Below are 25,549 nucleotides of genomic sequence, written 5' to 3'. Positions count from 1 at the left end.
AGAAGAGGTACGAACAAATCCCTCTATCTTTCTGACATCAGTGTAGATCAAGGCAGGAATCAGAGTTACCAGATTTTAGTAACCAGACAACAATGCGTTTAGGGGCCGTACGCTGTATGTCGAATAGGCAATACCCCCTGTGGGTAAATGCCTATGAAAAAAAGCTTTCTATTCCCAACCGGCAAGAGTACAGTGACCGTCGTTGGAAAGATTTAGCATAGCACTCATCAATAAGACGCATCTCTGTTGTAAGTTGTAACAAGTAGCTTTCGTCCTGTTTTTGATCACGCCAGTTTTTTGTTTCCGCACACCGCTGACCCAACCTCACAATGACGTTTGGCAGCAAATAAAATGATTGAATTCAGGATTTATAAATATGTCTACTGTTACCGGTACTGTTAAGTTTTTCAACGAATCAAAAGGTTTTGGCTTTATCACTCGTGAAGGCGGCCCGGACGTTTTCGTTCACTACAGCTCCATTCAGGGCGGCGGCTTCAAGACTCTGGCAGAAGGCCAGCAGGTTGAATTTACCGTTTCTCAGGGCCAGAAAGGTCCTCAGGCGGATAACGTAGTAGGTCTGTAATTTTACAGCCCTGATACGATAGAAAAAGGCAGCTTCGGCTGCCTTTTTTCGTTTCTGTTCACTGGCGTGCTTTCTGCCCCAACTTTTTAGGTTCATCGCGGGTTAGCGTGAAAAAGTAGGAGACGGCGGTCAAACCGGTTAGTTTTGAGTTCGCCAAAACAACAAACCTGACCGACTCACCGCCGTCCCTATGAATGCTAATCCTCTTGCCCTGTTCTGGGAAGGATTCACGATAGAATCGTATGCCCAGATTGACGCTCAATCTCTGCTCATCCGACTGCAACCTGCCGACGATTACTTGCCATGCTGCAGTGGTTGTAATCAGCACACGCTTGCCATCCATGACATCAGCACCCGACGAGTCCGAGAACGCGACCTGTTCCAATACCGCGTCTGGCTGGACGTGCCAGTTCGCCGAGTTCGTTGTACGACCTGTGGCCCCAAGCTTGAACAGATTCGCTGGTTACCAGGGCGACAGCGTCTGACGGCAGGCATGGTCAGTTGGATTGAATCCCTGGTACGACTGATGCCGATCCAACATGTGGCAACGCTGCTAGGGTTGCATTGGCATACGGTCAAGGCCATCGACCATCGGCGCCTCAAACGAGAAGTGACTGAGCCAGATAAACGCCGGATTCGTCGACTGATCATGGATGAGTTCGCCTTGTTCAAGGGACACCGCTACGCCACCGTGGCGATTGATGCGGATACTCAACAAGTCCTCTGGGTTGGAGAAGGCCGCAGTCGAGCAGCGGTACGCCCCTTCTTTGAATGGCTGGGGCCGGAAACCTGTGGCCAGATCGAAGCCGTGGCGATGGATATGAATACCGCCATGGACCTGGAAGTTCAGCACCACTGCCCACAAGCACGGGTGGTCTATGACCTGTTCCACGTTGTAGCAAAGTTCGGACGGGAAGTGATTGACCGTGTCCGGGTCGATCAGGCCAATCAGCTTCGACACGACAAGCCGGCTCGCAAAGTAGTGAAACGAAGTCGCTGGCTGTTGCTCAGAAACCGAGGCAACCTCAAGGACGAGCAGGCTCTGAAGCTCGAAGAACTGCTGCAAGCCAACCAGCCCCTGATGACTGTCTACGTCCTGAAAGACCAGCTCAAAGAGCTCTGGTACGCTCCCTCAGAGGCCGATGCCAGACAACGCTGGCAAGACTGGCTAAATCTGGCTATGAGTAGTGGGCTGGCCCCCGTGCAGCAGTTTGCCAGGCGCCTCAAGGGCTACGTCGACGGCATTATCGCCAGCGCGGTCTACCGGTTGAACACCAGTGTGTTGGAGGGAATGAACAACAAGATCAAGGTGATCAAGCGGGTGGCCTACGGCTACCGGGATAACGACTACTTCTTTCTGAAGATAAAAGCAGCATTTCCCGGTAAAGCGCGATGAACCACTTTTTATCCATCAGCCTGAACAACGGCTGGGTGTAACGTGTAACCGGACCAGGTAACGCCGCAAGCGCAATGCTGCCGGCAGTCCCCATCAGGCTACCAACCCTGGCTGGCCCCTCATCCACCGCTTTGACGATCCACCCCGCGGCCTTATCCGGAGTCATCATCGGCATGTGCTTGTAAATGCTGGTTTGCGACGACATGGGTGTGCGCACCATCGGGTAGTACACCACGGTAACGTCGATCCCCTGATCCCCCATTTCCGCCAACAAAGAACGAGAGAAAGATTCCAGCGCAGTCTTGCTGGCCAGGTAAGCGGAAAACAAGGGAATCGGAACCTGGGAGGACAAGGTGGAGATGTTCACCACCTGCCCTCGGCCCTGGGCCAACATCCGCGGAAGCAGTTTCAGTGTTAAGCCAACCGCAGCAACGTAGTTGATATTCATGGTGCGCTGGTAATCGTGCAGCCGGTCCAGAGCCTGGGAGATGGGGCGGCGAATGGAACGGGCGGCATTATTGACCAACACATCTACCCTATCGTGCTCGGCCAGTATCCGGTCTGCAACCGACTGCAAGCCGGCTTCATCCGTCAAGTCCGCCGGGTAGACCCAGGCTTTGCCGCCCTCGGCGATAATAGCCTGCTGCACTCTTTTTAATTCATCCTCCCGACGAGCCACAAGGCAAAGACGCGCCCCTTTTCGGGCCAATTGATAGGCTGCCTGTTCACCAATACCGCTGGACGAGCCCGTCAGAACAATGGTCTTGCCGCTCACACTCATGAATACACCCCGGTTTCTTGTCTTGTTTTTATAACGCCACCTTGATACACGTTGGCGCACTCCCGCGCCGAAAGGCTTCAAGTATAACAACGTGATAAACGCCATGGGCATAGACTACAGCAAACTTGGCTCACCAGAGACCCGATCGTTTTGGCTTAATCAATTTGGCCCCTACTCACCTAACCTGCCGCTAATTGAAGACCACCGGGCCGATATTGTGATTATTGGCGGTGGATTCACCGGTTTGTCCTGTGCAGCGCATATAAAAGAACTGGACTCATCGGTCGAAGTCACCGTTCTGGAAGGCAGTGCCGTTGGTTTTGGGGCCTCAGGGCGCAACGGCGGGTTTTCAATGACCCTGTTCGGCTTTGAGCCCGAGATCACCTGCCTGCTGCACGGCAAGGAAAAGGCCCGGGCCGCCCACCAGTACATGGAAGATGCCGTCGACTACGTGCGTGATTGTGTTTCCCGATACGACTTCGACAGCGATTACGAACACAATGGCTTTCTGCGGATTGCACTGACCAACAAACATCGTGGGCGCCTGCAAAAACAGCAGGATCTCTACCATGAACTGGGGTTCTCAAGCTCCTTTGATTGGTGGGGCGAAGACCAGCTCTCGCAACGGCTTCACAGCCCGCTGGCTAAAGCCGGCCTGTTTGAGCAACGGTGTGGCATTCTGAACCCGGCGAAGCATGTTCGGCACTGGAAATCCATTTGCAAGAAGCTGGGCGTCCATATCTATGAAAACACCCAATGCCAGGCCATCACCTATCCCCAGGGCGGGGTTAGCGTGCAGACGTCCGGCGGCACCGTTAACGCCAGCAAAGTGTTACTGGCAACCAACGCATACAGCCATCTACTGCCGGAAATGGGAGCGTTTCGTCGTAATCAGACCCCCATCTGGACACATCAGATTGTCACCCAGCCCCTCACTCCAGAGCAGTGGCAAGCCATCGGTTGGGCCGGGCGTTACGGCATAGAGACCAACCGGCACCTGGTTCACTACCTGAGGCCAACGGCAGACGGGCGCATTACCTTTGGCGGCGCCAACGTGGTGACCACCGCGGGCCAGAACATGAGCCTCGATCACCACAAACCAACATGGCGGACACTGGAAAAACACCTGAAAACCCTGTTCCCGCCACTGGCGGAGATTGGCATTGATTATCAGTGGGGTGGCCCGGTGTCGGTCACCCTCGACACGGTTCCCAACCTTGGATTCTACAAAGATGATCGCACGCTGTACCTGTGCGGATGCACTGGCCATGGTGTATCCCTGACGCAATACAGCGGAAAAACTCTGGCTGAGCTGGCCCTCGGCCTGGAAAGCAAACGCACCGAGGCATGGTTTGTAAATCGAACACCGATGCGTTGGCCGGTTCAGCCCTTCAAGCAACTGGGTATAGCGGCGGTTAAGGGGGCGCTGAAAGCTGAGGATTATTGGTGGGAGCGGAAGCTATGGTAAGCCCCCCCACTCCCACCGGCGCCAGCCCTTACCCCTCGTTGACAAGTGTTCCTTGCAGTACGGGTACCTGAACGGTCGCCTCAAAGTTAACGGCCTGCAATAGCAGGTCTCTCGACCCACTCAGCGGGTATTGAGGGTGGAATCCGTAGACCAACAGTGCCAGCTCGTCGCCCGGGTTCAGCGCTTCTGCGACTCCGACCAGTTCAACAACCTCTGCCTTTTTCAGGCCCCTGACCGGTTGGATCTGATCATCGATCAGCTGCCACCGGCTGCTGCCCTCACTGCGTTTACCTAACCCGACAAACAGAATCGCGTCGCAGCCCGGCTCATACTGACTAAGGCCAGCCGCGCATTCTGTTCGACCGAGTATATCGGACACAGTTACAAGAGCTGTGGGAATACCTCCGATTGTTACACCATCGGCGCCGGCTTTGCCCAGCAACAAAGCCTCAGGTGGCAAGGTCGGCGTCGCCGCCGCGGTGGCGCCGTTCGGAACAGGCATGTCGGCACTCACCATGCGCTCCACTACGGCATCACCGCTTAGTAACGTGCCCGGTGCGCCAGGTGCCGGGAAGGAATCGACCGGCACCTGAACTGCAGCCCCATCTTCCAGAGAAAGGCAGACGTTCTGATCAGTCCCGTCAAAATAGTCCGCCAGCGGCTTGCCCTGTAGATGGTGCTGGAGCCAATTTAGAGTGGCATCCGATATGGAGACATCGCCGCAGGCAAAAGCCCCGCCGGCAGACTGAAACCCCGGGATCTCCAATAAGCTTGCGGTTGGATCAACGTACTCAGCCGGCTGCAGCTCGTCTGGCGCTTCAACGGGGAGAATATGACCGGTCTGGTGTGTGAGCAATCTGACATCGCCTCCCCGGGCACGCAGACAATCGAAATTTCGCCAGGCTTCGTTGAAATTGAACAGCGTGTCTTTCATCCCCTGGGTAAGCAAAACATTAACGGGCCGGAACGGAGTTGGCGGCACGTCATAGGCTGGCGGAGCAATCTGAAAACTCAACAAATCCGGAGATTCGGGTACCGACAGTGGTTCACCGGTACAGCGATAAGCGGGGCTATGGTAGAAGAAGAAATCCAACCCGGATTCGGGAAAACGGTTCAAGAGGAGCCCCTGCGCGAGAATTTCACGGATAATCGGGTCCAGCCCGCCGTTTCCGTTACCGGTTGATCCGGCTTCACCGCCAGCTACAAGCACCAGATCCCAGCCGGTCTTGATCACGTTCCCGGGGTTGAGGCTCGACCGCAGGTCATACCAGGTGATATCGGGAACCAGCGCGTCCAGTCGCAGCTTCGGGTCTTGCCCGTGCAGCAATAACTGAAATCCACCACCGTAACTGCCACCTATAGCGCCGACTACCGGATTCGGGTTCAGCTCCGGTGGCAAGGACGGCTCGCGCCGATACTGAAGGTACTCGAGGTTATCCTCTGCCCAATCCAGTATCTGAATCAGATCGCGGCCTTCGAACTCCGGGTCCATAACTCTCACGGTACCCGTACTCTCGCCAAAGCCACGCTGATCAATGGATATCACGACAAAGCCCGACTCCCGGTAGTTGTCGAAACCGGTCGTGGAGCGTGATCCGCCAAAACCATGGCCATGCAAGACCAGAGGATGCCCCCGCCGACAGTCAATGCCTCCGATGGGCTCCAGCACCTGAAAGGAAATGGTTTCTCCGGAGCTCGACGTAATGGCAACCGGATAGCTGCGGCCACCTTCGGTGGGTGTGTTTGCAGAACACGAAATCGGCACAATCGCGGGAACATCACACGCCTGGCCGGCATTTTCACAACCGTTGTTTGCCGGCCTTTCCGTTACCTGTGGATTGGAAGCAGGCTGTTGTGCATCGCTGGAGCCGCTATCAAGGCAGCCTGAAAGACTCACCGTCATGGCAGCTGCGCAAGCAAAGCGCAGGCTATTAGTGCAACGGATGTAGTGGCGCATCGGGAATTCCTCTCTTGTTATTAGAATGCCATCCCTAAGAAAGGTCTGAATAACCGCTGATTTTTGCCGATGCTGGTTTTAGCCTGCAAAAAATCGAAAATTCAGACGCTATTCTCCCGCTATTTGGGTTTTTTTGCCCGTTTCCCGCCATTTTGGCGGAAAACAGGCGCACTGGCCCTACGCCAGCGTGTATTTTTCACCAATCAGCAGGTTGCTGAACGCGGCCAGCAAATGCAGCCGGTTGTTGTTCTTGGCCAAGCCGCGATAGCGGACTTTGCGGTAGCCGAAGACCTGCTTGATGTACCGGAAGGGATACTCGACTTTGGCGCGAACACTGGCTTTGATTTTCTCGGCTTTCAGCTTGTCGGCGGGCACGACGTCATGAACGTTGGCCGCAGTCGTATCGATGCTATGAATCAGACCCAGCGTGTCGTCGACACCAATGTGCATTTTCATGCCAAAGTGCCATTCGTTGCCCTTTCTGGTCTGGTGCATTTCAGGGTCGCGCTTGCCGGTGCTGTTCTTGGTGGAGCTGGGAGCAGAAATAATGGTGGCATCTACGATGCTGCCTTCTCGCAGCATAAGGCCATTTTTCTCCAGGTGTTTATTCACCTCTTTAAACAGCACCTTGCCCAGACCGTGTTGCTCCAGGAAATGCCGGAAGTTGAGAATGGTGGTCTCATCCGGCAAGCGGTCCAGTTTCAGGCCGGCAAAGTGCCGCATGGATTCGATCTTCGTAGAGGGCATCTTCCATGGCCGGATCGCTCAGGTTATAGAACAGCTGCATGCAGTGAACTCGCAGTATGGCGGACAGTGGATAGGGAGGCCGTCCGTTCTGGCCCTTGGGGTAATAACGGGCTACCTTCTTCTCCAACTGCTTCCAGGGAATCAGCTTCTCCATCCGCTCCAGGAAGATCTCGCGACGAGTCTTGCGCTTCTTGGTCTGGTACTCGGCTTCGGAGAAGGTAATCTGGTCCATGATGGCACTGAATCCTATGCTGTTGACTATGGCCGTATTATCGCTGATTTCGATACTTATTCAGAGTCTCCTTAATTATCGCATAAATAACGTAATATCACATATCACGGTATATGATAAAAATGAGGCATGTCATGGCCCGCGCCGGAATTACTTACCAGGATGTCGCCAACGCTGCGCAACGCGTCCGCCAACGCGGTGACGAGCCCACTGTCGACCGGGTGCGATCGGAACTCGGTACCGGCAGTCGCAGCACTCTCGGGCCAATGCTGAAACGTTGGAAAACAGGCAGCGAAGCCGCAGCGGATCTGAACGGACTCCCGGCGGACTTGGTGGCTGCCGTGAAAGGCTTGCATGAGCGTGCTCAATCTGCGGCCGATGAACGTATTGCGCAGGAGCGCGAAGCGCACCAGGCGCTGGAACAGCAATGGCGCACCGAGCTGGAAGAGGTGCGGCAGCGATGTTTAACATTGGACGGCCAGTGCAACGAGCTGGGAAAAGTGAACGAAGCCCTGCAAACAGAAAACCGGATCCAGGCAGAGGTCCTGCAAAAAGAGCAGCAGCGGACAGCCTCGCTCGCTACTAAGCTGGACGCCTGTCAGGACAAACTCAGCGACGCCGGGGCGGCGGCCCAGGAAATGCGACAGGAAAACCGGGACATCCGCAGCCACTTCGAGCATTACCAACAACAGATTGCTGAAGATCGCCGACAGGAACGCGACCAGTTCCATGCGGTTCAATCGGGGCTGGAGAGTCAGGTGGGTCGCTTAACGCAACAGCTAAGCTCTAGCGAACAGGCGCAGGATACGTTGAGACAGCACCTTGACCAAATGGGGCGGCGCTATGAAGCTAGCCAGGATCACGCCAAGGACCTTAATGAAAGGCTGCACGAGAGCCAATCCGTTGCCGCTCAGCAACAGGCGCGAATAGAAACACTGGCAGAAACGGTTAAACGCCTCAAACAGGAGCGAACTGGAGACACTCAGCAACGAGAGGGGCTTCAATCTGACCTGAATGAAGCCGAAAAGAAACTCGCCGCCTGCGAACAGCGGATCATCCATCTCAATGAGCAATACACGACTGCCATTGACCGGAGCCGGTTGCTCGGTGATGAGAACCGCGATTTAATGCAGGAAAAGGCGATGCTCCAGGGACAGTTAAAACAACTTCAGAGGAGCCTAACTAAGTAGTTTCCAAAATTAATATGTAAAACAATTCGTTAACAAAGAATTTGGAGGATTTCGTCAGAATCGTTGCCGACCCTCAAGTCCGCCTCGATGTGGCGGCAGGGCACCGTTTGCTGATCGCCCAGATAGCGATCGATATCCTGCCGGCGCTCCTCGGCCGGAACCACGGACACCACCTCCACTTCAAAACGGCGGTTACGATAGCAGGAAAGCTCAGCGATCATTCCTGGCACCCTGCGGTTCCATCCCAGCAGCAGGATCCTGTGGATCCGCGCTTCCGCCGCCATCGTTTTCGGCGTAGTGGACGTTCTTTCGACAGCCGGCAGTGGCGTGGTTTTCGGCTGCCTGTCAGTGTCCGAATAATTCCGTGCAAGCAGCACAACCCGGTCACTGGCCTCAACGCGTGTGTCACTGGTTGCCGGCAATTGCACTGACCAACCATCCCCTGCTTTTCTTAAAAGTCCCAACAAAATCGCAAAGGGACGCTGTGCGGCAACCTCAGCCAGCGTCTGGCCTGCCATGCTTTCACCACCGCGAACGTAGATTTCGTTGCCATCCACTGATGAAAATAACTCGTTGTAGACTCCTGAAAGCCCCGGGTGAAGAATGTTCTGAACCATCAGCCGGCTGATGGTGGCATCGCCCGCTACCACCTCAATCGCTCCCGGGTACGCCCGTTCGATCACAGGGTGCTTGCGAATGTCCTGAATCTCGGCAACAACGAATGGCAGGGGCGTCCGGAACTGGCGGGCCTGGGCGGCAATGGACAACAGGGCCTTCACGGTTTCAACGTCGGAGGTCACCAGACTGCCGGCTTCGTGTGCCATGCTGGGGACGATGACCGCCGAGGCATCTAGGCAGGCCACGCGGGTTAATGCCTCCGGCTGGATGGCGGTGCCGGAACGCAGGATTATCTGACGAGCCTTGGAGCCAATGCCGGGCTCGGTCCGAAGCTCGTGAACCTGGGCGGCCGACGCTTCCTCGGAAAGAACCGCCAATCGCAACTTGCTGGCATCGTGCCGTTCAAGGAACCGGCGCATACGCCCGGAAGAGCTCAACAACTCTCCCAACAGGGGCAATGTCTGACTGCTCCATCCCAAGATAACAATATGGTTGCGCAGGGTGACGGGTGTGAGCCCACGCTCAAGGTCTGTCATCTTGGCGATCAACCAGCGGGTCAGGATCGCCACCAGCGTGCCCATGAAGACCACATAACCACTGATGGTCAGGACGGTGGAGACCAACCGCTTCCAGTTGCCCACATCGTCGCCCAGATACCCCGGGTCTGTCAGTCTCAGGAAGGCCCACCAGACAGCCGTGCCGATGTCCGTGAACGAATCATCGCCCAACGGCAACACCAGCAGTCCGCCGATGAGCGAGATCAATCCAATAAACACACCAACGACAAGAAGCTGAAATCCTGCGCCCTTGACGAGCTGGCGTTCCACCAGAAATTTGATGCGGTCAATAAGCCGAAAGGGCAGCATGGGGTTCCTCTGTCAGGCAGTCGCTGTGATCTTCCCGTGATCCTATACCAGATTCCGCCCTATTCAAGATGAACCCACACATAAATCCCACGCACTGACGCTTTACGACGCCAGGTAACGTCGTTTCAACCATCCACCTTTTTGCGATCGGTTGATGTCCTTCAATTCCAGCGCCGCCCTCTCGTGGCTAATTCGCTGACTGGTCAGATCTTTATAGATCTGATTAGCCCGCTTGCGCCGCTTCACCGCCGCACCCGCATCCAGAATGGCTTCGAGACCGTCCAGAAAACGCTCTATGGGGCCGTTACCATCTTTCTGGTTGCCGCTGGTTTTTTGCAGGTCTGATCGACGCCGCTCCAGCCGGGTTCGAATCATTTCGAGTTCAGCTTGAATAGCCTGAGTCTGGTTTTTCGCCCGTTCCTTGGCTTCGCTGAGTAGCGGATCGAAATAATCGAAATCCAGCCATCCAAAGTCTTCCACGCTCGCCAGATTACGTGCAGCGGTGAGAACCGCATCAGGGTCATCCGAAAGCAGAAGTCTGCCGTCCTGGAAATGGCGGTCCCAGGCCTGCCAGCGGTAAATGAAGTCCAGCCCGGTGCCCTTGATGTTTTGCATACCCATCATGCGGGTGTCCAGACCCGGCGGTGTGTGATCCACGATCGTCTGAATCACCTCGTCGCCGGTCGCGTGACTGTTGGGGATGATCACCAAGCGCCTGGAGAACCAACGGCGTATATGCTCCATTAATGCCTCAGCCCCGGACCCGCCAGACTGAAGCGCCTGACGCAGCTCACGATACTCTTCCATTTCCTGCTGGTCCTGTTGCCATTGCGCCACGATGCCGTCAATAACGTCGGGCTCTACCTCGCTAGAGTTGCAGAAGGCTTTAAAGGCTTCCACATCCCTCAGCCAGTCGACATCCGACGTCACTTCGATACCCGCACCCTCAACCATGGACAGAAGGCGGCGTTGAAGCGTGTCTTCGTTGCTCACCACACGCAGGTGCGCGGCGTAACGATCCAGCCCTTCCACCAGGGCCTCGGAGGACTGCCCGTCGAAGCCTTCGTTGGCGAGGCGTTTCTCAAGAGCCGTGTCTACATACGTTTGCAGACCGTCGAGGTTCGTTCCTATCAGCACGTGCCGGTCAGCACTCAGATCATCGACCATCATGTTGGCGAAGACCTGTGAGCGCGGCACCCGATCGGCCCGGTTATTGATGACAGTGGTGATCCAGGTGTCAGGGGTTTTGTCTGGCGTGTATTGGTCCATTTCCAGTCGGCGCCAGTTTGCGAGCGCAGCGTGGCGTTCGTTCGCAGACATACCGTTAATGAAGGTCAGATGGCGTCCTCGCACACTCACCCTCGGGTACACTTTAAGCACGCCCAGGTCAGGTACCACGCGGTCGGCCATTTCTTTGAGCGCGAAATCAGGCTCCAACTCCAGCTCTGCAGCCATGCGAAGTACCAGAGCAATGTTCAGCGGGTGCTCTTCGTACGGAAAGCGGTCCAACACATCCGCAGGCAACAAATCCGCTTCCCACTCATCCACTTTCACAATGTCACTGCGTTTCTGGTTCGCAGCGGCTTTCAGAAACGGATACATATTGTGCTCTGTCGTGAGCAACTGGCTGCGCTTGGGCACGAATTTCTGCATAACCCGCGGTATCTCGATCCCCGAGGGCCCCTGAATATCTTCGTGATCCGGATAGCAGTTGGTGATCGTGGCCATGTCGTCCCGCATCCACTGTTCCTGGAGAATTTGCACATATCGGGGCGTCAGCCCCATGCATTCCCAAAGGAACACATCGGCTCGGAATTTCGATGCCAAACGTACCAGATCAACCTGCTCCCAGATCGACGCTTTGTCGTAGGGCCGGAACAGGAACATTTCCCGCAGATTGCCATTGGCCGGACTGTACAGGAACATGGCCTCGCATCCAGTCGTCTTGGACACCACGCTAAGCCCCTCGGCGTTAAACAGCGCGGCTTTCAGGCGCTCAGTACCCGACTTGCCCCGGGTGCCCCAACCGCCCACGACAAAGGGAAGGCTGGCCCGGGCGCGCTTCATTTTATGGCCGATGTAAACGTGCCGGCCAAAGAAGATCGCCGCTGCGGCGACGAGGAACATCACCAGATGCTGGAGATTGTTCTCGTACACCGAATAAAAATAGTTCCGGAAGTCCTGCCAGAGCACAGGTAACGGCGCGATGCTGGCCATCCCCGGGAAGAACCGTCGCACTCGCGGGTCGGTCTGATACCGGCTGTGATCGTCTTTGCGATGGCCGAGCAATTCGAAGCGGAAGCCCAGTTTTTCGAGTTCGGCCAGATAAGCGTCTGGCTCGCGGCTGGACGATTCACGCCAATTGCGCAGTCGGCTGAGCTTTGAAAAACGCAGTGTGATCGCCAACCGGGCCCGGAGCCGATCCATCAGACGATCTGGCGGATGAACCCGAGTGATGCCCTCGCTGGTGTACAGCTCGATGGGCCGCGTCGGCCAACCCTGATCCAGCGCGGACAACACCTGGTCCAGTAGAGGAAGGTACGGCCGCCAGTCCCCGTCTTCTGCAATGTGCAGGGGTTCGCCGGGCACCAGGGTCTCGCTCAATTCAGCGAGATGCCACGGCGGCACCTGCATATGACCGTAATACACCCGGCCTTTGGTGTGATTGTAGTTCTGACGTTTGTCGCTGGCGCTGGTCCGCAATTCGTGCAGGAAGCGCCAACTACGGAACCGGTAACTGGAACCACCGGTGATCGTCAGGCGATCATCGCTTCGCGATACATCGAAGCCAAACCGGTCCTCGGCCAGGCTTGCCAGAAAGCGCCCGAGGACTTCGTCACTCAGATCTTTCCGGTCAAGCTGAATCTTTGCCCGAGCCTGCCAGTCAAGGTCTTCCAGAGGCTTGAACACCGTAGATCTGGCCAGCTCCTGACGCCCCGACCAGAGCCGCTCCCTCGCCTGAGCCGCTGCTCGTCGGACCGATGTTTCAGAATGCTCGAGATGCAGTTCCGTCAACTTGTGTTCGATCGTTTCCCAAGCATGGGCCGCTACCGATGAGTTCCCACTGAGACCCATCAGGGCCGCCAGAGCGGACTTAACCAGCAATACAGACGCGTCCTGCTGCAGCCGCTCGCTGATTATCTTTATCGCCCTGTCCAGTTCGCATTTTTCAGAGCGCACCAACGCGGGTAGCACCCTCAGCAGACGCCCCAACACTCGATCGCAGGATTCTGCGTCCATCAATAGGTCAAGGACTTCCGACACTCGTTCTGACTTCAGCTCGGGCAGCAATCTGACCAGGCTCTGACGGACGTGCTCGCTATCGTCGCGACACGCGCGGCGATACAGTGCCTGAGCACGCTCGTTGTTCTGAATCGGCAGCATCATGGAAAGAATCCGGGCGCGGAAGAAAATCGGATCGCCTTTCTCTTGTCGATCAAACCGGTCCTGAACGAATGTCAGCGACGATTCCGCGTCCAGCTGCAAAGTAACCCGCAAGGCTTCTGCCTGTAACCACAATGGCTGAGTCGAGTCGTTCGACAGTCGATAACAGTACTGCAAAATCTGCGGTTCAATAAAGTCGCCAAAAACACCGCCGCTGGCATCCAGCAAACCGCAAATCAATGACAGGGCTGCCGTAGTCACCCGGTGGTCCAGTTTTCGGGTGAGCAGTTGTTCGATCAAATCCGGGTTGTCGAGTGACAGCAAATGTAAACGGATATCTTGAGGCCGCGTAAACGATCTCAAGAAGTAACAAACATTGGCATTCAACCGATGAATGCAGAAGATCAATAGCCTTTGCTCTTCGCTGCTTTTGCGAAGATACCGGTCCCGCAGGGCTGAGTCGTCAAACCAGCGATCCAGCGAGCGACGATCCGCCCGCAGGCCACGGCGGGTCTGGCCCAGTTCCTCGGCATAGGACATCAGATGCTGCTGTCGCTCCATCGCGCCGCCAGCGCCCTGATAGCGGCGCTGAAAACTCCGGAAGCCTTCGTCCAGCTTGTCCAGAGTCGTCAGACACTGGCCAACCCGGTATTCCAGAAAGCTGGCGACCTGTTGAACGAGCCACTGGGCCTCCGGAACCGTTTCCGGCCGGTTTTTCCCCTGTTGCCAGCTCTGGTATTCCTGCTCCAGCTCAATGGCCAGATGCCGGTACACCTGCTGCCAGTGGCGACTAAGCCCCAGCAGCATGTGATCTCGCGGCGTCAGCATCTGATGGGTTGATCTACTCGACATAATTCAGCTCGTTGGTGTCCACAGAGCGGGCCGCGTTCATCTCCTTGAAACCAAAGAACGGGAACCGCTCCTGTCGGAAATCTTCCAGACGTTTAGTACCAGGCACATCCAGCCCAATCGACAGCTTCAGAGCCGGTTCGGACTCATCCAGATCCAGCCCTGCGTCCAGACGGACAAACCAGCGACGCCCCTGGTTGTGCCAGGCGTGCCACTCGGCGCCAACGCCCAGAATCTGCTGGGTGGCGCTTTCCGCCCGATCGTCGTCTTTCTGCAGCCAGCGCTGCTGGATACCCAGATAGGTTCGGGTGTTGTGCATCCAGAACTGGTCCCAGCGCAACGCCAACGCATAGCGCTCGGGGCTGAGATCCTCATTGGTTCTCAGGTGCGCATCGAACCAGAAGCGGCTGTCCCGCCAGGGCCGGTAACTCAGAGACTCTTTAAAATCGACGCCATACTGGTGATTCGACTTGTACCGGGTGAAAACATCATCGTCGAAGGACGTCTCATCCACTTCGCCTGCCTCTTCCGTTAACACGCGGCCAAAGCCCGCCAGCTCATGCTCCAGCGTCCACTCGTTGCTCAGCGGCATATAGCCGTCGAATGAGAGGCCCAAGTGAGCGCTGCCGGCTGAATCCTCGGGCTGCCAGAATGCACCGCCGGACATCGTGATTCGCCAGTAACGGTTGTCTGGTCGCCAGGTCAGCCATTGCTGGGTACCCAGCACCGAAATATCTTCATTCGTATGCCGTCTGGCGAACGCGTCCGATTGCCAGTAGAACCTTGAGAACAAAGGCGTCTGTTGGTACCGCCAGCCAAACTCGACAAACCGCTCCAGCAGATTTGTGGAGGCGCCATCAAAGTTCCTACGCTGGACAAAGTCGGCATAGGCCCCATGAGTGCCTGCGTCACGGTCCGGCATGGGTAGCCTGTCAGACACCAGCGCCTCGGGAATGGACGCGTTGGCCTGCTGAAGTGTGCCGTCCGGCACGGACCGCAAAATCGGCGTGGAAGAAGGCGGCTGCGCCGTCAACCGGCCGGGCTGATGCCGCAGCGAGTAGACCCGCACGTACGAGCCCGGCAATTCATTTGCACGAATAGTCAGCTCACCGGCGGCCGGATGGTACCGGTAGCGCTGCGTATGACGCTGGCCGTCAAACACCTCCATGCGCAGCCAGGCTGGCTGGTCCACGTACATCAGCAGCGGCTGGCCCGGAAGCACTTTGTGGTACGTACGACTCTGCTCCCTTGCTACCGCCTGCCATGCGCCATCGCTGCCGGAGCGCTGCTCAAGCTGGAAGTACACCCAGTGGCGACTGGACGGATTGAGCATCTGCAGCTCAAGCTGAGACGTGCTGGCTGGCAGATTCAGCGACACCACTCGGCGGGCACTGCCTTCGCTTAACTCGAGTCGCGAAAGGCGATCGCCGTTCAGTCGTACATCAACCGCTACCGGAGACACCTTCTGGAATCCGACCTTGTCGAGACGCAGACGCAACCGATAGTCCTGTCCCGACGGGTTCGCCACGGACACCACCATCGGCTCCATACCAAACAACAGTTGCTCTGTGGAGGCGGGCGCCTGCCCCAGCAGATCCTGCCGATTCTTGAGGAATGGCAAAGACGGAGACCACTGAGAGCTGTCGAATCGCTGCTTCCCCGCACTCTCAAGCACCAGATCTTCCTGCTGCCAGCCCTGTTCCTCGTTAATCGCAGCAAGCTTGTCCTGGACAACGCTCGCTTCGGGATGAGCCGCTGCCAGCGCATTGCTGCGGGCAATCAATGATGGCTGGTTCGCAAAGCCCGGCGTGATCAACACCTGTGACAGGAACTGCGACACCTTGTCCCGCGATTGTGGTCGGGACGGGGTCAGCTCAGACGGCTCGCTATTCATACTGATAGGCGTTGGCATGAATCGCACATCGGCGCCCGCCATGAAGGATTGCTCGGCGGTCGATTTTTCCTCGCCTGCTTCTGAGGCGTCCGCAAGGAACGTCCGGCAAAGTGTCGAATCAGCAGTAGTGTCTGCTGCCCACTCCGGTGTTGCCAGAGCCAGCGATGTCGGCTCATCCCGTTCGCCCACGAATCCGGCCCACGGATCAGGACGGCCGTGGCAGCTTCGTGTCTGTCCGCTCAGGTAAAGACCAGACAGGAAGGCCGGCGTGTTCATCTCAACCTGAACCAGAGCAGACCCGGAAACAGGTGCAATGGCCAGCTCGTGGGAGCCAGGCCCCAGAGTCACCTCAATCGTCTCAATACTGCCCGGGAACTGGTTGTCCGCTCCAATGATCCGGTGCCGATTGAACACCCCGCTTTTCAGGATGACAAAACGATAATCTTCACCGTTATGGCTGACCGCCAGTTGATCGTTCAGTCGACTGGTGCGCTCTTCATGCACCAGAGCAGCATTGATTCGCAAACGAACCGGACCGGTCACTTCCAGACCCAGCGGCGCTTCCGGCGCTACCCGATGGCGCTGGTAATAGCGGTCAAGATCCGGATTGTGAATATTCACGCGCTCAACCTCGCCTTCGAATCCAAGCGACCACTCGGACCAGCGCCAGAGTCCGGGATAGTCCCGTCGGAACTCAGACAGCCAGGCTTCCGCAGTCACGGACTCAGGCTCGGGAAGCCCGTTTGCAAATGCAGTAATGGCATGTCGTGTATCGCCTTCAGAATGCTCGCTCGCCGCTCCGAAGTGCTCCAGCAAATACAGCTCGTACCAGGCCTGTTGTTCCTCGTCCGGCAAGGTCTGCAACTGGTTCTGCAGGGTAAGAGGCCAGTCCGCCAGGATCGAGGTGCGAAGAACAAGCTCCTGCAAACCCTCGCGACTGCTTTCCAAACGCCCGGACTCCAACAGCACCACTGCCAGCTTGAGCGCCGTCTCGTCGTAGCCATTGCGCTCAAGAATCATGGCCAGTTCCGGCAGCACATCCAACCGCCCATGATGCAGGAACGCCGTCGCCAGCAAGCTTTGCAGCCCGTAGTCGTTACCTTCGCTGGCAAACATCTGCTTCAGAAGGTGATAGGCCTCCAGGCGGATGTCCGGGTCAGTCGCGTAGACGAAGACGCCTTCAGCGTATCGACGCGCCAGGGCCGGGTCTTCGGCTGCAGACAGAGATTCAAGGTTGGCACGGAGCTTTCGGGTCGACACTGACGACACGGACGGCGACAGGTCTTCAATGAAGTTTTCATAGCGGCTCACCAACCAGTTGCGCAGGAACTGGCCGTCCTGAACCACTCGCGCGGTATCCAGTATCTGTGCACCCTGGGTGTTGCCTGATTCGTCCCGCTCGTGATGGGCCGACTTCCAGCTGGACAGGAACGCATCCGGCCCCAACTGCCCCAGGAAATCCCAGAATTCCTGTTCGGTAAACGTGGGCCAGCGGCCCTCTTCCACGGTAACCCGTAAGCTGGCGGCGCCCCCGGTGGCCCGGATCTGAATACGACTGACGCCCTGCGGCAATGGCAAGCTTGCGTCACTGACCAGATGTTTAGCTGTGACCGTATCTGCGTCAAGGTTTGCCTGCGAACGGGCGGTCAGACGCAGCTGATCGTCGTCCGGATAGCCTTGCGGGTCGAACTGAAGCTGATGCTGTTGGCCGCCGATGTCCACAGTCAACTCGACGGGTGCCTCGGCGTGAGCCAGACTGAGATTCAGTCGGGTCGGCCCCTGGGTTCTCGGTAGTGCCAAGGTTTTGGATTCATTGTTTACCAGGAAATAGGACACGGTTTCATCGCCCGGCCGATCGGGCCGGGTGTAGAACACATCGTCGCTGGAGGTGAGGTTCAACTCAGTGTGAAGCGGCGTGAACCGAACTTCCTCCGCGCCACCAATCGGCCAGAGTGCGCGTTCCTGTGTATAACGCCGACGAAACACGCTGTCCAGATTACCCTGCTGCCATCCTTCGCTGGCTGAGGAATCAAAGCTTGCCGCAGCCAGTTCGGCAGCGGAGGCACCGCCGGTCAGCAATTCGTGAATCGCCCACTGCGTCTGCTGCTGTTCAAACATCAGCCGTTCGCGCAGCACCATTAGGGTTTCCGTCCAGCGACGGTCACTGCCCCGGGACGTACTGCGATAATGCTCCGCTTTCAGCAGCTCGAACCACAGATCGTGATCCGACCTCAGAGACACCCTATGCTCGCCTTCCGGTACCCACAGATAATGATGCTCTTCATGGCTCAATAACAGAGAATCGCCATCGTGGACGTACCGATGTCGCCGGTCCGGCGAGAAATGGAGGTAGTGCAGATCCGGCGCCTGGCCATCCAGTGCCACAGTGACCCGACCGCGCCTGCGCGTCGACAGTCCGTTCTGGATTTCTCGGAAGCTCAGGGCATAAAGTGCGGGCCCTTCAACCGTCAGTTCGTGGACGTCAGTCTGGGAAACAGTGTAGACATGCTTCAGAGCCGATTCAGGAAAACGGTAAAGAGTCTCTCCCGGAAGCTCATCCAGAGTCTGGGGCTGCCAGGTGACTTCCGAAGGCACCGGGCGGTACTCACCAGCCGACACGACCAGTTTCATCGCTTCTTCACCCTGGTTCCGAAGCCAGATGGCCCGATCCCCACCAAGAGGCAGCAGGCTCACGGTGACGCCATCCGGGTTCCGGGCACTCATCGCCAGCGGGTAAAACCAGGCACCGTCTGCCGATTGTTGCACGGCCAAATTGCTCAGGTCCTCTCCGTCTTCCAGCTGCGCATCCAGACGGAGATATCGGCGATTTTCCATCAGAAATCGGACGCTTTCGCCCGCCGGCAAAATCAGTGCATCGCCCTCGAATTGCGCGTAATCCGACTCACCAAACGTTTCAAAATTGCGGACCTGTTGCCAGATCAGCGGCGCCTTCTGGTCTGGCGTAACCCACTGCTCGACCGGCGTCATCGCCAGGGTCGGTACGGCAATGAGCAAGGACGCTAGAAGCCCAAACCAACGAATTATCATGAAGGATCACCATTAGATTCAGGAAGACAGTTGCCAAGGGCATTGAGATCGGTATCACTTGCAAGAAGCCGCTCTCGCAGCGCCCGTGACAGCTCGAGATGAACAAATCGGTTATTGCCAAGACGCCGGAGCGCCGCACCCTGGGTGTTAGTGGTGCCACCCAGCTCACCCACATCCAGCGGGTAACGACGGACCTGCCCCAGGCCGATATTGGTGAGGCAGGTCGCCATCCGGTCCGCCACCGGCTGCAACCAGCGCTGGCCGCTGCTGATGATGATGTCGGCGGTACGGCCGGCTTCACTGCGCCTCTTGCCTTCGGCGAATCCGTGCAACTGCACAACCACGCCGGTCGGCTTGGCCAGACCAAACGCCCGCGTCAGTGCAGAAAGAGCCGTCCGCTCCAGGTGGGCAATGTCGGCATTACCTGACCGGTCACGAATGTCGAGTCGCCGGTGCGCGCTGTTCAGCGCCAGAACCCGTGCGTTACTTCGGGCGAACAGATCAATCGACAACTGGCCAGTAAAACGATCAAAAAACTGATGCGGTGCCTGCAGCATGAGGTCACTGAGCGTGTTGATTCGAAACACATAGTGGCCCAGCCCAACGCCCTGGGTATCGGCAAGCATGACCAGGTCCTCGTCCAGCATTTGCCACTCGAATCCCACCTGCTTCAGCGATTTACGCGCGTCCGCCAGCTCTTGCTCCGATTGCGCCCGAAGCAAAGTTGCAAAGCCGCTCTCCAGAGTCAGCAGGGCTTGATCATCGAGCAGGTGAAATTGATTGACCCGGGTTTCCAGCCTGTCCCTGGCGTCCGATCCGGGCGCCAGCGGAGCGGCTGATACTGTGCTCATCAGCCCCAGACACAGCGGCAGTACCACCATTGATTTCAACAACGCGGTTTTAATAGCCATCCAAAGACCTCCTGAAGAATCGATAACCTTGACGCTGACCCTCACGTACGATGTAACCGGACACTAGACCACCAGGCTGGCTAGGCTCTACCGAGATCTGGTAGCGACCGGGTGGAAGGTCCTCGCCTAGCGGAACACCAATCGTGACTGGCGAGGCCCATGCGCCGCTCTGCGAACCGAGCATCAGCGTTTGCTTGTCCTGCACCTGAATGTGGTAGCGTCGTTCAAGGAAGCTGTAGTCCTGCAACAGGCCCTCCGAGCGCGTCGCCTGTCTGACCTTGACCGTGACAGAGAACTTCTCTGCATTGCGCGGTGCGATCAGATCCAGGTTGGCCACCTCCCGCGGGGCAGATTTGTTCATCACGAAGGTCTGGCCCCGAGCGTCCATTTCAAACAGCGAACGCTCCAGGAAACCGGTCCCCTCGGGCGGGCGATTGTGGTTGATGTACCACTGGCCGGAACCCCGGATTTCGAGGGTATAGCGGCCAGCATCGACGAGTGGAAGGGAGAAACGACCCGTTCGCCCCGCAATACCTCGGCGCAACCAGACTTTGCCATCCCGCAGGATGGTGACCGTTTCCGGCGAGCGGTCATTGCGCTGATAGATCACGTCCGGCGTGAAAGAGATATTTTTTTCGGGAGCGACCAGCGTCAGCGACACCGGCGAGTCCGGCAGTGCCCGGTAGATGCTGCCCACGGCAGTTTCCCTGAGCGCACCCGACAATCGATGAGGGAAAAGCACATCGCGTATCAGGCCGTTACGAAGCGGTTCCAGTGCTTCCCACTCATACACGCCGCTCAGAATGGCCTCATTGCGCTCGATCGGCTGGAAAAACCACTGAAGCGCCACCCGCTGCCCGGAGTCGCTGGAGGTCAGCGGTTTCATCAGGAACCAGCTGGGCATGCGGTCAGCATAACCCTGCCAGGGACGGCGCTGGCTCGGTAAATTTCGCTCAAGCGGCAACCCATTCAGGCGCGCGTAACCGGTCACCAGAACCGGCGTGTTGCTGCTCAGTTCCAATTCTGCGGCATCCTCCGGGACCTGCAAAAACAGGCTCTTGGCCTCGGACACACGACTGCCCATTAGCTCCCCACTGAAGCGCTGGTAATAGCTTGCCGGTGGATTGATGTCCTGCTGAAAGGTTTCCACAACCTCTCCACTGGCGTCCCTCACGCGGACTTCCACAGCAGAAACTGCGGACGAGTCCGGTCGTTCCGGGTGCACGTAGGTCCGGACATCCAGCCTTACCGGCTGGCCGGCCAGACTGTCCGAGTCGAGAAGAAAACGCACCGGCGAGCCCGGCGCTGCGGTATCTGCCCGAAGGTAATTTGCATCGGGCGTAACCTCGTCGCCTGAGGGCTCGTCGTAGAGCCTCACCGCAACCGGCACACTGGGAATGACCTGCAGCAACCCCGGAGCCAGCTCACCCTTCCAGACCAGCATGGGCGATTCGCCCTGCAAAACGGATTGCTGAACCTCTAGCTCGGCATTCTCCTGATGGGCAAAGTTCACACTGAAGTCCCTTACCGTCTCATCCACCGGCTCCACTTCCAGGCGATACCTGGTACGCTCAGAGACAGGCAGGGTCACCCAGTGGCTCGGGTCGGCATACAGTCCCGCAGGCACAATCCCATCGCCGCCGCGCGGCAGCGAATGCGGCACTTCGAGGGTGTACAGGTAATCGCTTTCAAAGTCGGTGCCGTCGACGCCCTCCGGTCCCAGAGGCATCCAACGGGACATCAGCACATTTTCGATTTCAAACGGGCTGACCAGATGCGGCGGATAGGCATGAGAGCGCAGTACCTTGCGCTGGGTTTCCGGCGCCATACGCGGCCACAGTCTGGCGGCGTTTTCCCGTGGCCGGGTTTGCTCCTCTGTGATCTGGACGCCAATGCGGCTGTCAGGCGCCGGCTTTTCGATGGCGCGCAACTCTAGGTATACCGCGTCGGATTGATCTTCGAGAGCGTAATAAAGATTCTCTGCCGCGCTGGCAACCCGTTCCGGATCGTCGTAGAAACGCGTCGGGAACGAACGTCCGTCCTCGAGGAATCGGGGGGGCAGTATGGCCGCCCGAAAATAATGCGTATCCGAGTAGACTTCTTCCTGACGCTTGTTCAGGAATCGGTAGTCAAACCCGTAAACCCGGTCGACTTCGGCTTCTACGAGTTCCGGCGACATCTGGAGGTGAGTCAGAATCCGAACCGTCTCGGCGCTCTTGGTCAGCGAAAACCGCATCCAGCGCTCAGAATCGAGCCAGAAGACGGTGGCCTGATCGGCCTCCTCTGGCAGATCGGCCCGCTGATCAGTCACGCTGTCGGTGAGCCACTGGTAAGCCGACACGACGTAACCCCCAAACAGTGGCCAGAACAGCAGCAGCAACACCACCAACCCAATCGCACGTCCGAGCCTTCTCATCGACCGCCCTCCTGTATCATCAGGAACGATTGACGGGACGCGACAAAGTCACGCAATGCCTGCTCTAGCGCATCGGCCGACCGGTTTTGAGTGGACAGGCTGACGCTGATATCACGGCTGGGAGCCAGGTTGGCGACCAGAACCGTCTCTCCGTAACCGTCTCGCACGACCAGAAAGCCCTGCTGACTGTTAAGGTCCACCAACCGGCGGAAACGATAATCCGGATGCCGCTTCACCAGACTTTCGAGGAAACCAATGTTTTCACTGACCTGATATTCGCGCAGCGTTCTGGTCATGCTCTGGAGCACGTCACTCGGTGCGGTCGCAAAGCCTTTATCCAACACCCATTCCGGCAGAGAACCCAACTCGCTCGAAACACCCACCGCTTCAAAACGGCTCTGCTGCTGACGGTCATTTTCGCTGGAACGGAACAGACGGCGAGTGTCCGGCCGCAGCCACAGCGACGTCATGTCTTTGGACTGAGTGAGACTGAGATAGAGGCTCTGGGCATTGAAAGAGGCCTCGTAGCCTGCCGTGGAGCGCTGTCCAACAACGGGGGCAACCTGCAGACCCAGCCTTCGAAGCGTCTGGTCGATTACCTGGCGACGATCCTGGTTGTCCAGTCCGTAATAGGAGCCCGCCAGCACATCTGCCGCGCCACCGCCAGCGGAACCTGCCGCGCCCATTCCACGCATCTGCACGGTTTCCAAGGGCTTGTCTCTCAGCTCACGCAGCCACACCTGATGAACCAGGTTGAACAGAGTTCGCTGGTTGGCCGGATGAGCAACATCGGCACTGCCGTCGGAATTTGCGTAAGGGTGAGTCCCGGCAATCATGAGCAGCGCGGCCCGGCTTTCTTCAAAGAAGGTGGCGCCGAATTCAAAGGTGTTCAATTCGTACAGGGGCCTCGGCACCTGGACCGACAATGGCTGGGCCGGCCCCAAACGAAACACGTAAATGCCCCAGTTACGGGCCCGGTTCTCTGGGTCCGGTTCCGGCGCGAGGATCAGGTAATTGTCACCGGTTTCGATGTGCTGATAGCGGGACAACCGGTATCCCTGACTCTGCGCCAGTACGGACAAGCGGATAAGACGAGGCTCCGCCGCGTCCTGCCAGCCGCCCCTCAGGTCGCCTTCAACCAGATTGAATAGCGGCGTCAGCAACAGCTGATCAAAGAACGCCAGGGTGCCGAGTTCGGGTTTCTGATACTGATCAGTTCCTGCCTCGGCGATGAGTGCCTTGTTGTCGCCCAACCAGCGTTGGAGGTAACCGTCGATTCGCTTGCTGTCCCGCTGAGTATTGAGCCGGTAGGCATCGTCGTAGGCGATCCAGCGCCGCAAATCCCGCGCGCTGATGAACAGTTCCGCAAACCCTTCTTGAACCGCGTCCCGCTGACGGTTATTCAGTGGTGACGGTGCCCAGGTAACCTCCAGATCTTCGGTCCTTTCCTTGATATCACGCAGGCTTAGACCATCCGGCAATCGTTGGGTAACCCAGAGCATGGACGTACGGGCTTCTTCCTCCAGAGCCAGTCCGGAAGCGCGGACACCGAGCAGCGGACGAGCCGTTGATTGGGTGTAACTGCGCATTTGCAGGACGTTCTCGTCCGCAAATACCCGGTGGAAAGTCTGGAACACGGTTGCCGGATTCAGTAATACGTCGCCGCTGCCATCGGCGCTGGCAAAACGTCGGGACCCGGACAGGGCCAAAGCCCGTGGACGGTCCTGTAGGAACAACCAGAATCCCGCCTCCGCGGCGGCATTCTCATCCAGCGGTGCCGGCACCTGGACAAACAGCGGGCTTGCAGGATTCAGGCTGAGGAAGAACAGGCCCCAGCCCCGGGCAGGATCGGCGTCGAACACTGTGAGGATCTCGTCGTTGACCCGCTCCATCCGGAAGCCCTCGGCACTAAGCGCAGCATTGGCCTGGGCCAGGGCTTCGGGTTGTTTGGTCTCAACGTACCGACGCAGGAACTTAAACCCGGTTTCGATGCGGTCAAGTTCCAGCGGTGTTGGAGCCTTGAACAGAGTCTGGCGCTCTGAATCGTATAGGTCCGCAAACCGCTGGTGCAGATAATCCAGTGGCTCTTCAACGGTTGCCTCCCGGATCTGATATGCCGGTTCACCCAGGTTTGTGTATTGCGTCCGGTCAGGCAGTAACGTCAGGCCAAAACCGATGATGCTGGCACCAATCACGGCCACAGCAGAGGTCTGGATCGACGATCTCGTTACCAGAGCCGGGATGTCTTTCTGGTGCATTTTCAGCGCGAGCAAGGTCGCCAGCAGATAACCAAACCCGTAAAAATCCGTGATTTTTGCGCTGGGGGCCAAATCGATCAGCGCGTAACCGAGAATCATCTTGTAGACAAAGCTGATCGTGAAAAACAGCAGCAGCAGCCGGGCGCCTTCAATGTTGCGCTGGCGCAGGGCAGGCAGCGTCAGCATAAAGCGGGCAAGGAACAGGATGACGAAGGTTTCGACAAAGGTGGCCAGCAGCTTTGACGGCTGATACCACTGCAGAGCAAGCAGCGACGGGACCAGAATGCCGTTGTATTCCCATCCGTATCGGATGTTCATCCGCGACGCGAGGAAAGCCGAGGTCAACAAGATGATGTATGCCTTGGGGCTGGCCAAAATGGAGCTGGCCAGATCTTCATACATATAACTGAGGGTGTTGATGTTGAAATTGGTGAATTCCATCAACACCCAGCGCACGAGAACGTAGGTGATGCCGAGGTATAACAGCAGCGAACTGGCACCGAATCTCAGACCGCCGTTCCAGAACTGATTGGCGATCAGTGCCACTACGATCAGACCAAAGCTGTGCAGATTGCTGCGGATGCTGTAATCCACGCCGTATTCTGCGAGCACGCCCTCGAGGTAGGGAAAGGCGGCACCGTCGAATGTCAGTCGCACCATGACGCTGAGCAGCACCAGGGCAAAAAACCGGTCGCGTCCAAACAGCTCTGCGTAGCCTAATATCTTGGGCAGTTTTTCAGCCAGCAACCGCGCCAACAGGTAGGTTACGACACCTTCGAACAGCACCACGTACCCGCTGACCGGACGAACGATCAGCAGGGGGATGACATACCCCGGCACCACCAGTCCGGACAGGGTTGTGCCGAACCGGAGGTTGAGAAACACCACGACACAGACGCCCACCCAAACGGTTGTTATGACCGAACTTGAGAGACCGCCTGTCGGGAAAAT

At 57.5% G+C, this 25,549-nt stretch carries 11 protein-coding genes and 2 pseudogenes; 4 read left to right on the top strand and 9 right to left on the bottom strand.

Annotated features, from left to right (window positions below):
- The first annotated feature begins 376 nt into the window (after positions 1-376).
- Entirely contained in the window at positions 377-583 is a 207-nt protein-coding gene (locus tag ACZ5Q2_RS13095) for a cold-shock protein (protein WP_058091071.1), read from the top strand.
- A 190-nt stretch (positions 584-773) separates the two neighbouring features.
- The gene (locus ACZ5Q2_RS13090) at positions 774-1,979 is read left to right on the top strand and encodes an ISL3 family transposase (protein WP_011785425.1); all 1,206 of its coding nucleotides are present in this window, start codon (positions 774-776) and stop codon (positions 1,977-1,979) included.
- Here ACZ5Q2_RS13090 and ACZ5Q2_RS13085 read toward each other — a convergent pair.
- Complete coding sequence (locus tag ACZ5Q2_RS13085) at positions 1,897-2,760, bottom strand: SDR family NAD(P)-dependent oxidoreductase (RefSeq protein ID WP_432210021.1); 864 nt, start codon at positions 2,758-2,760, stop codon at positions 1,897-1,899. The two genes, ACZ5Q2_RS13090 and ACZ5Q2_RS13085, sit on opposite strands and share 83 nt — an antisense overlap.
- A 103-nt stretch (positions 2,761-2,863) precedes the next feature.
- Here ACZ5Q2_RS13085 and ACZ5Q2_RS13080 point away from each other — a divergent pair, with 103 nt between their 5' ends.
- Positions 2,864-4,228, top strand: a complete 1,365-nt coding sequence (locus ACZ5Q2_RS13080; RefSeq protein ID WP_230714759.1) for an NAD(P)/FAD-dependent oxidoreductase — start codon at positions 2,864-2,866, stop codon at positions 4,226-4,228.
- 28 nt (positions 4,229-4,256) lie between these two features.
- Here ACZ5Q2_RS13080 and ACZ5Q2_RS13075 read toward each other — a convergent pair whose 3' ends face one another.
- Together ACZ5Q2_RS13075 and ACZ5Q2_RS13070 are read right to left on the bottom strand one after the other, a co-directional pair.
- A complete protein-coding gene (locus tag ACZ5Q2_RS13075) occupies positions 4,257-6,185 on the bottom strand; it encodes an alpha/beta fold hydrolase (protein WP_230714761.1) in 1,929 nt (642 codons plus the stop codon).
- 177 nt (positions 6,186-6,362) lie between these two features.
- Positions 6,363-7,164 (bottom strand): annotated as a pseudogene (locus ACZ5Q2_RS13070) (IS5 family transposase).
- A gap of 134 nt (positions 7,165-7,298) precedes the next feature.
- Between ACZ5Q2_RS13070 and ACZ5Q2_RS13065 the strand changes: the two are divergent.
- The gene (locus ACZ5Q2_RS13065; RefSeq protein WP_230715989.1) at positions 7,299-8,354 is read left to right on the top strand and encodes a DNA-binding protein; all 1,056 of its coding nucleotides are present in this window, start codon (positions 7,299-7,301) and stop codon (positions 8,352-8,354) included.
- A 68-nt stretch (positions 8,355-8,422) separates the two neighbouring features.
- Here the strand turns inward: ACZ5Q2_RS13065 and ACZ5Q2_RS13060 are convergent.
- From ACZ5Q2_RS13060 to ACZ5Q2_RS13035, 6 genes and pseudogenes are all read right to left on the bottom strand, one after another.
- A pseudogene (locus tag ACZ5Q2_RS13060) lies at positions 8,423-9,838 on the bottom strand (CASTOR/POLLUX-related putative ion channel); the annotation flags it as partial.
- A 102-nt stretch (positions 9,839-9,940) separates the two neighbouring features.
- Positions 9,941-14,074, bottom strand: a complete 4,134-nt coding sequence (locus ACZ5Q2_RS13055; RefSeq protein ID WP_432210022.1) for a hypothetical protein — start codon at positions 14,072-14,074, stop codon at positions 9,941-9,943.
- A complete protein-coding gene (locus ACZ5Q2_RS13050) occupies positions 14,064-19,013 on the bottom strand; it encodes a hypothetical protein (RefSeq protein ID WP_230715818.1) in 4,950 nt (1,649 codons plus the stop codon). Before ACZ5Q2_RS13050 ends, ACZ5Q2_RS13055 begins: the two co-directional genes overlap by 11 nt.
- Complete coding sequence (locus ACZ5Q2_RS13045; RefSeq protein ID WP_230715820.1) at positions 19,010-19,924, bottom strand: hypothetical protein; 915 nt, start codon at positions 19,922-19,924, stop codon at positions 19,010-19,012. The genes ACZ5Q2_RS13050 and ACZ5Q2_RS13045 overlap by 4 nt, the downstream gene beginning before the upstream one ends.
- A complete protein-coding gene (locus tag ACZ5Q2_RS13040) occupies positions 19,914-22,340 on the bottom strand; it encodes a carboxypeptidase-like regulatory domain-containing protein (RefSeq protein ID WP_230715822.1) in 2,427 nt (808 codons plus the stop codon). Before ACZ5Q2_RS13040 ends, ACZ5Q2_RS13045 begins: the two co-directional genes overlap by 11 nt.
- Positions 22,337-25,486 (bottom strand): poly-gamma-glutamate biosynthesis protein PgsC/CapC, encoded by a 3,150-nt coding sequence (locus ACZ5Q2_RS13035; protein ID WP_432210023.1) that lies wholly within the window; start codon positions 25,484-25,486, stop codon positions 22,337-22,339. Before ACZ5Q2_RS13035 ends, ACZ5Q2_RS13040 begins: the two co-directional genes overlap by 4 nt.
- Positions 25,487-25,549 lie beyond the last annotated feature (63 nt).

Source organism: Marinobacter alkaliphilus, from assembly GCF_055394375.1.
Note: the sequence above shows the minus strand (reverse complement) of the source record. Positions and strands in the feature narration are given on the sequence as shown.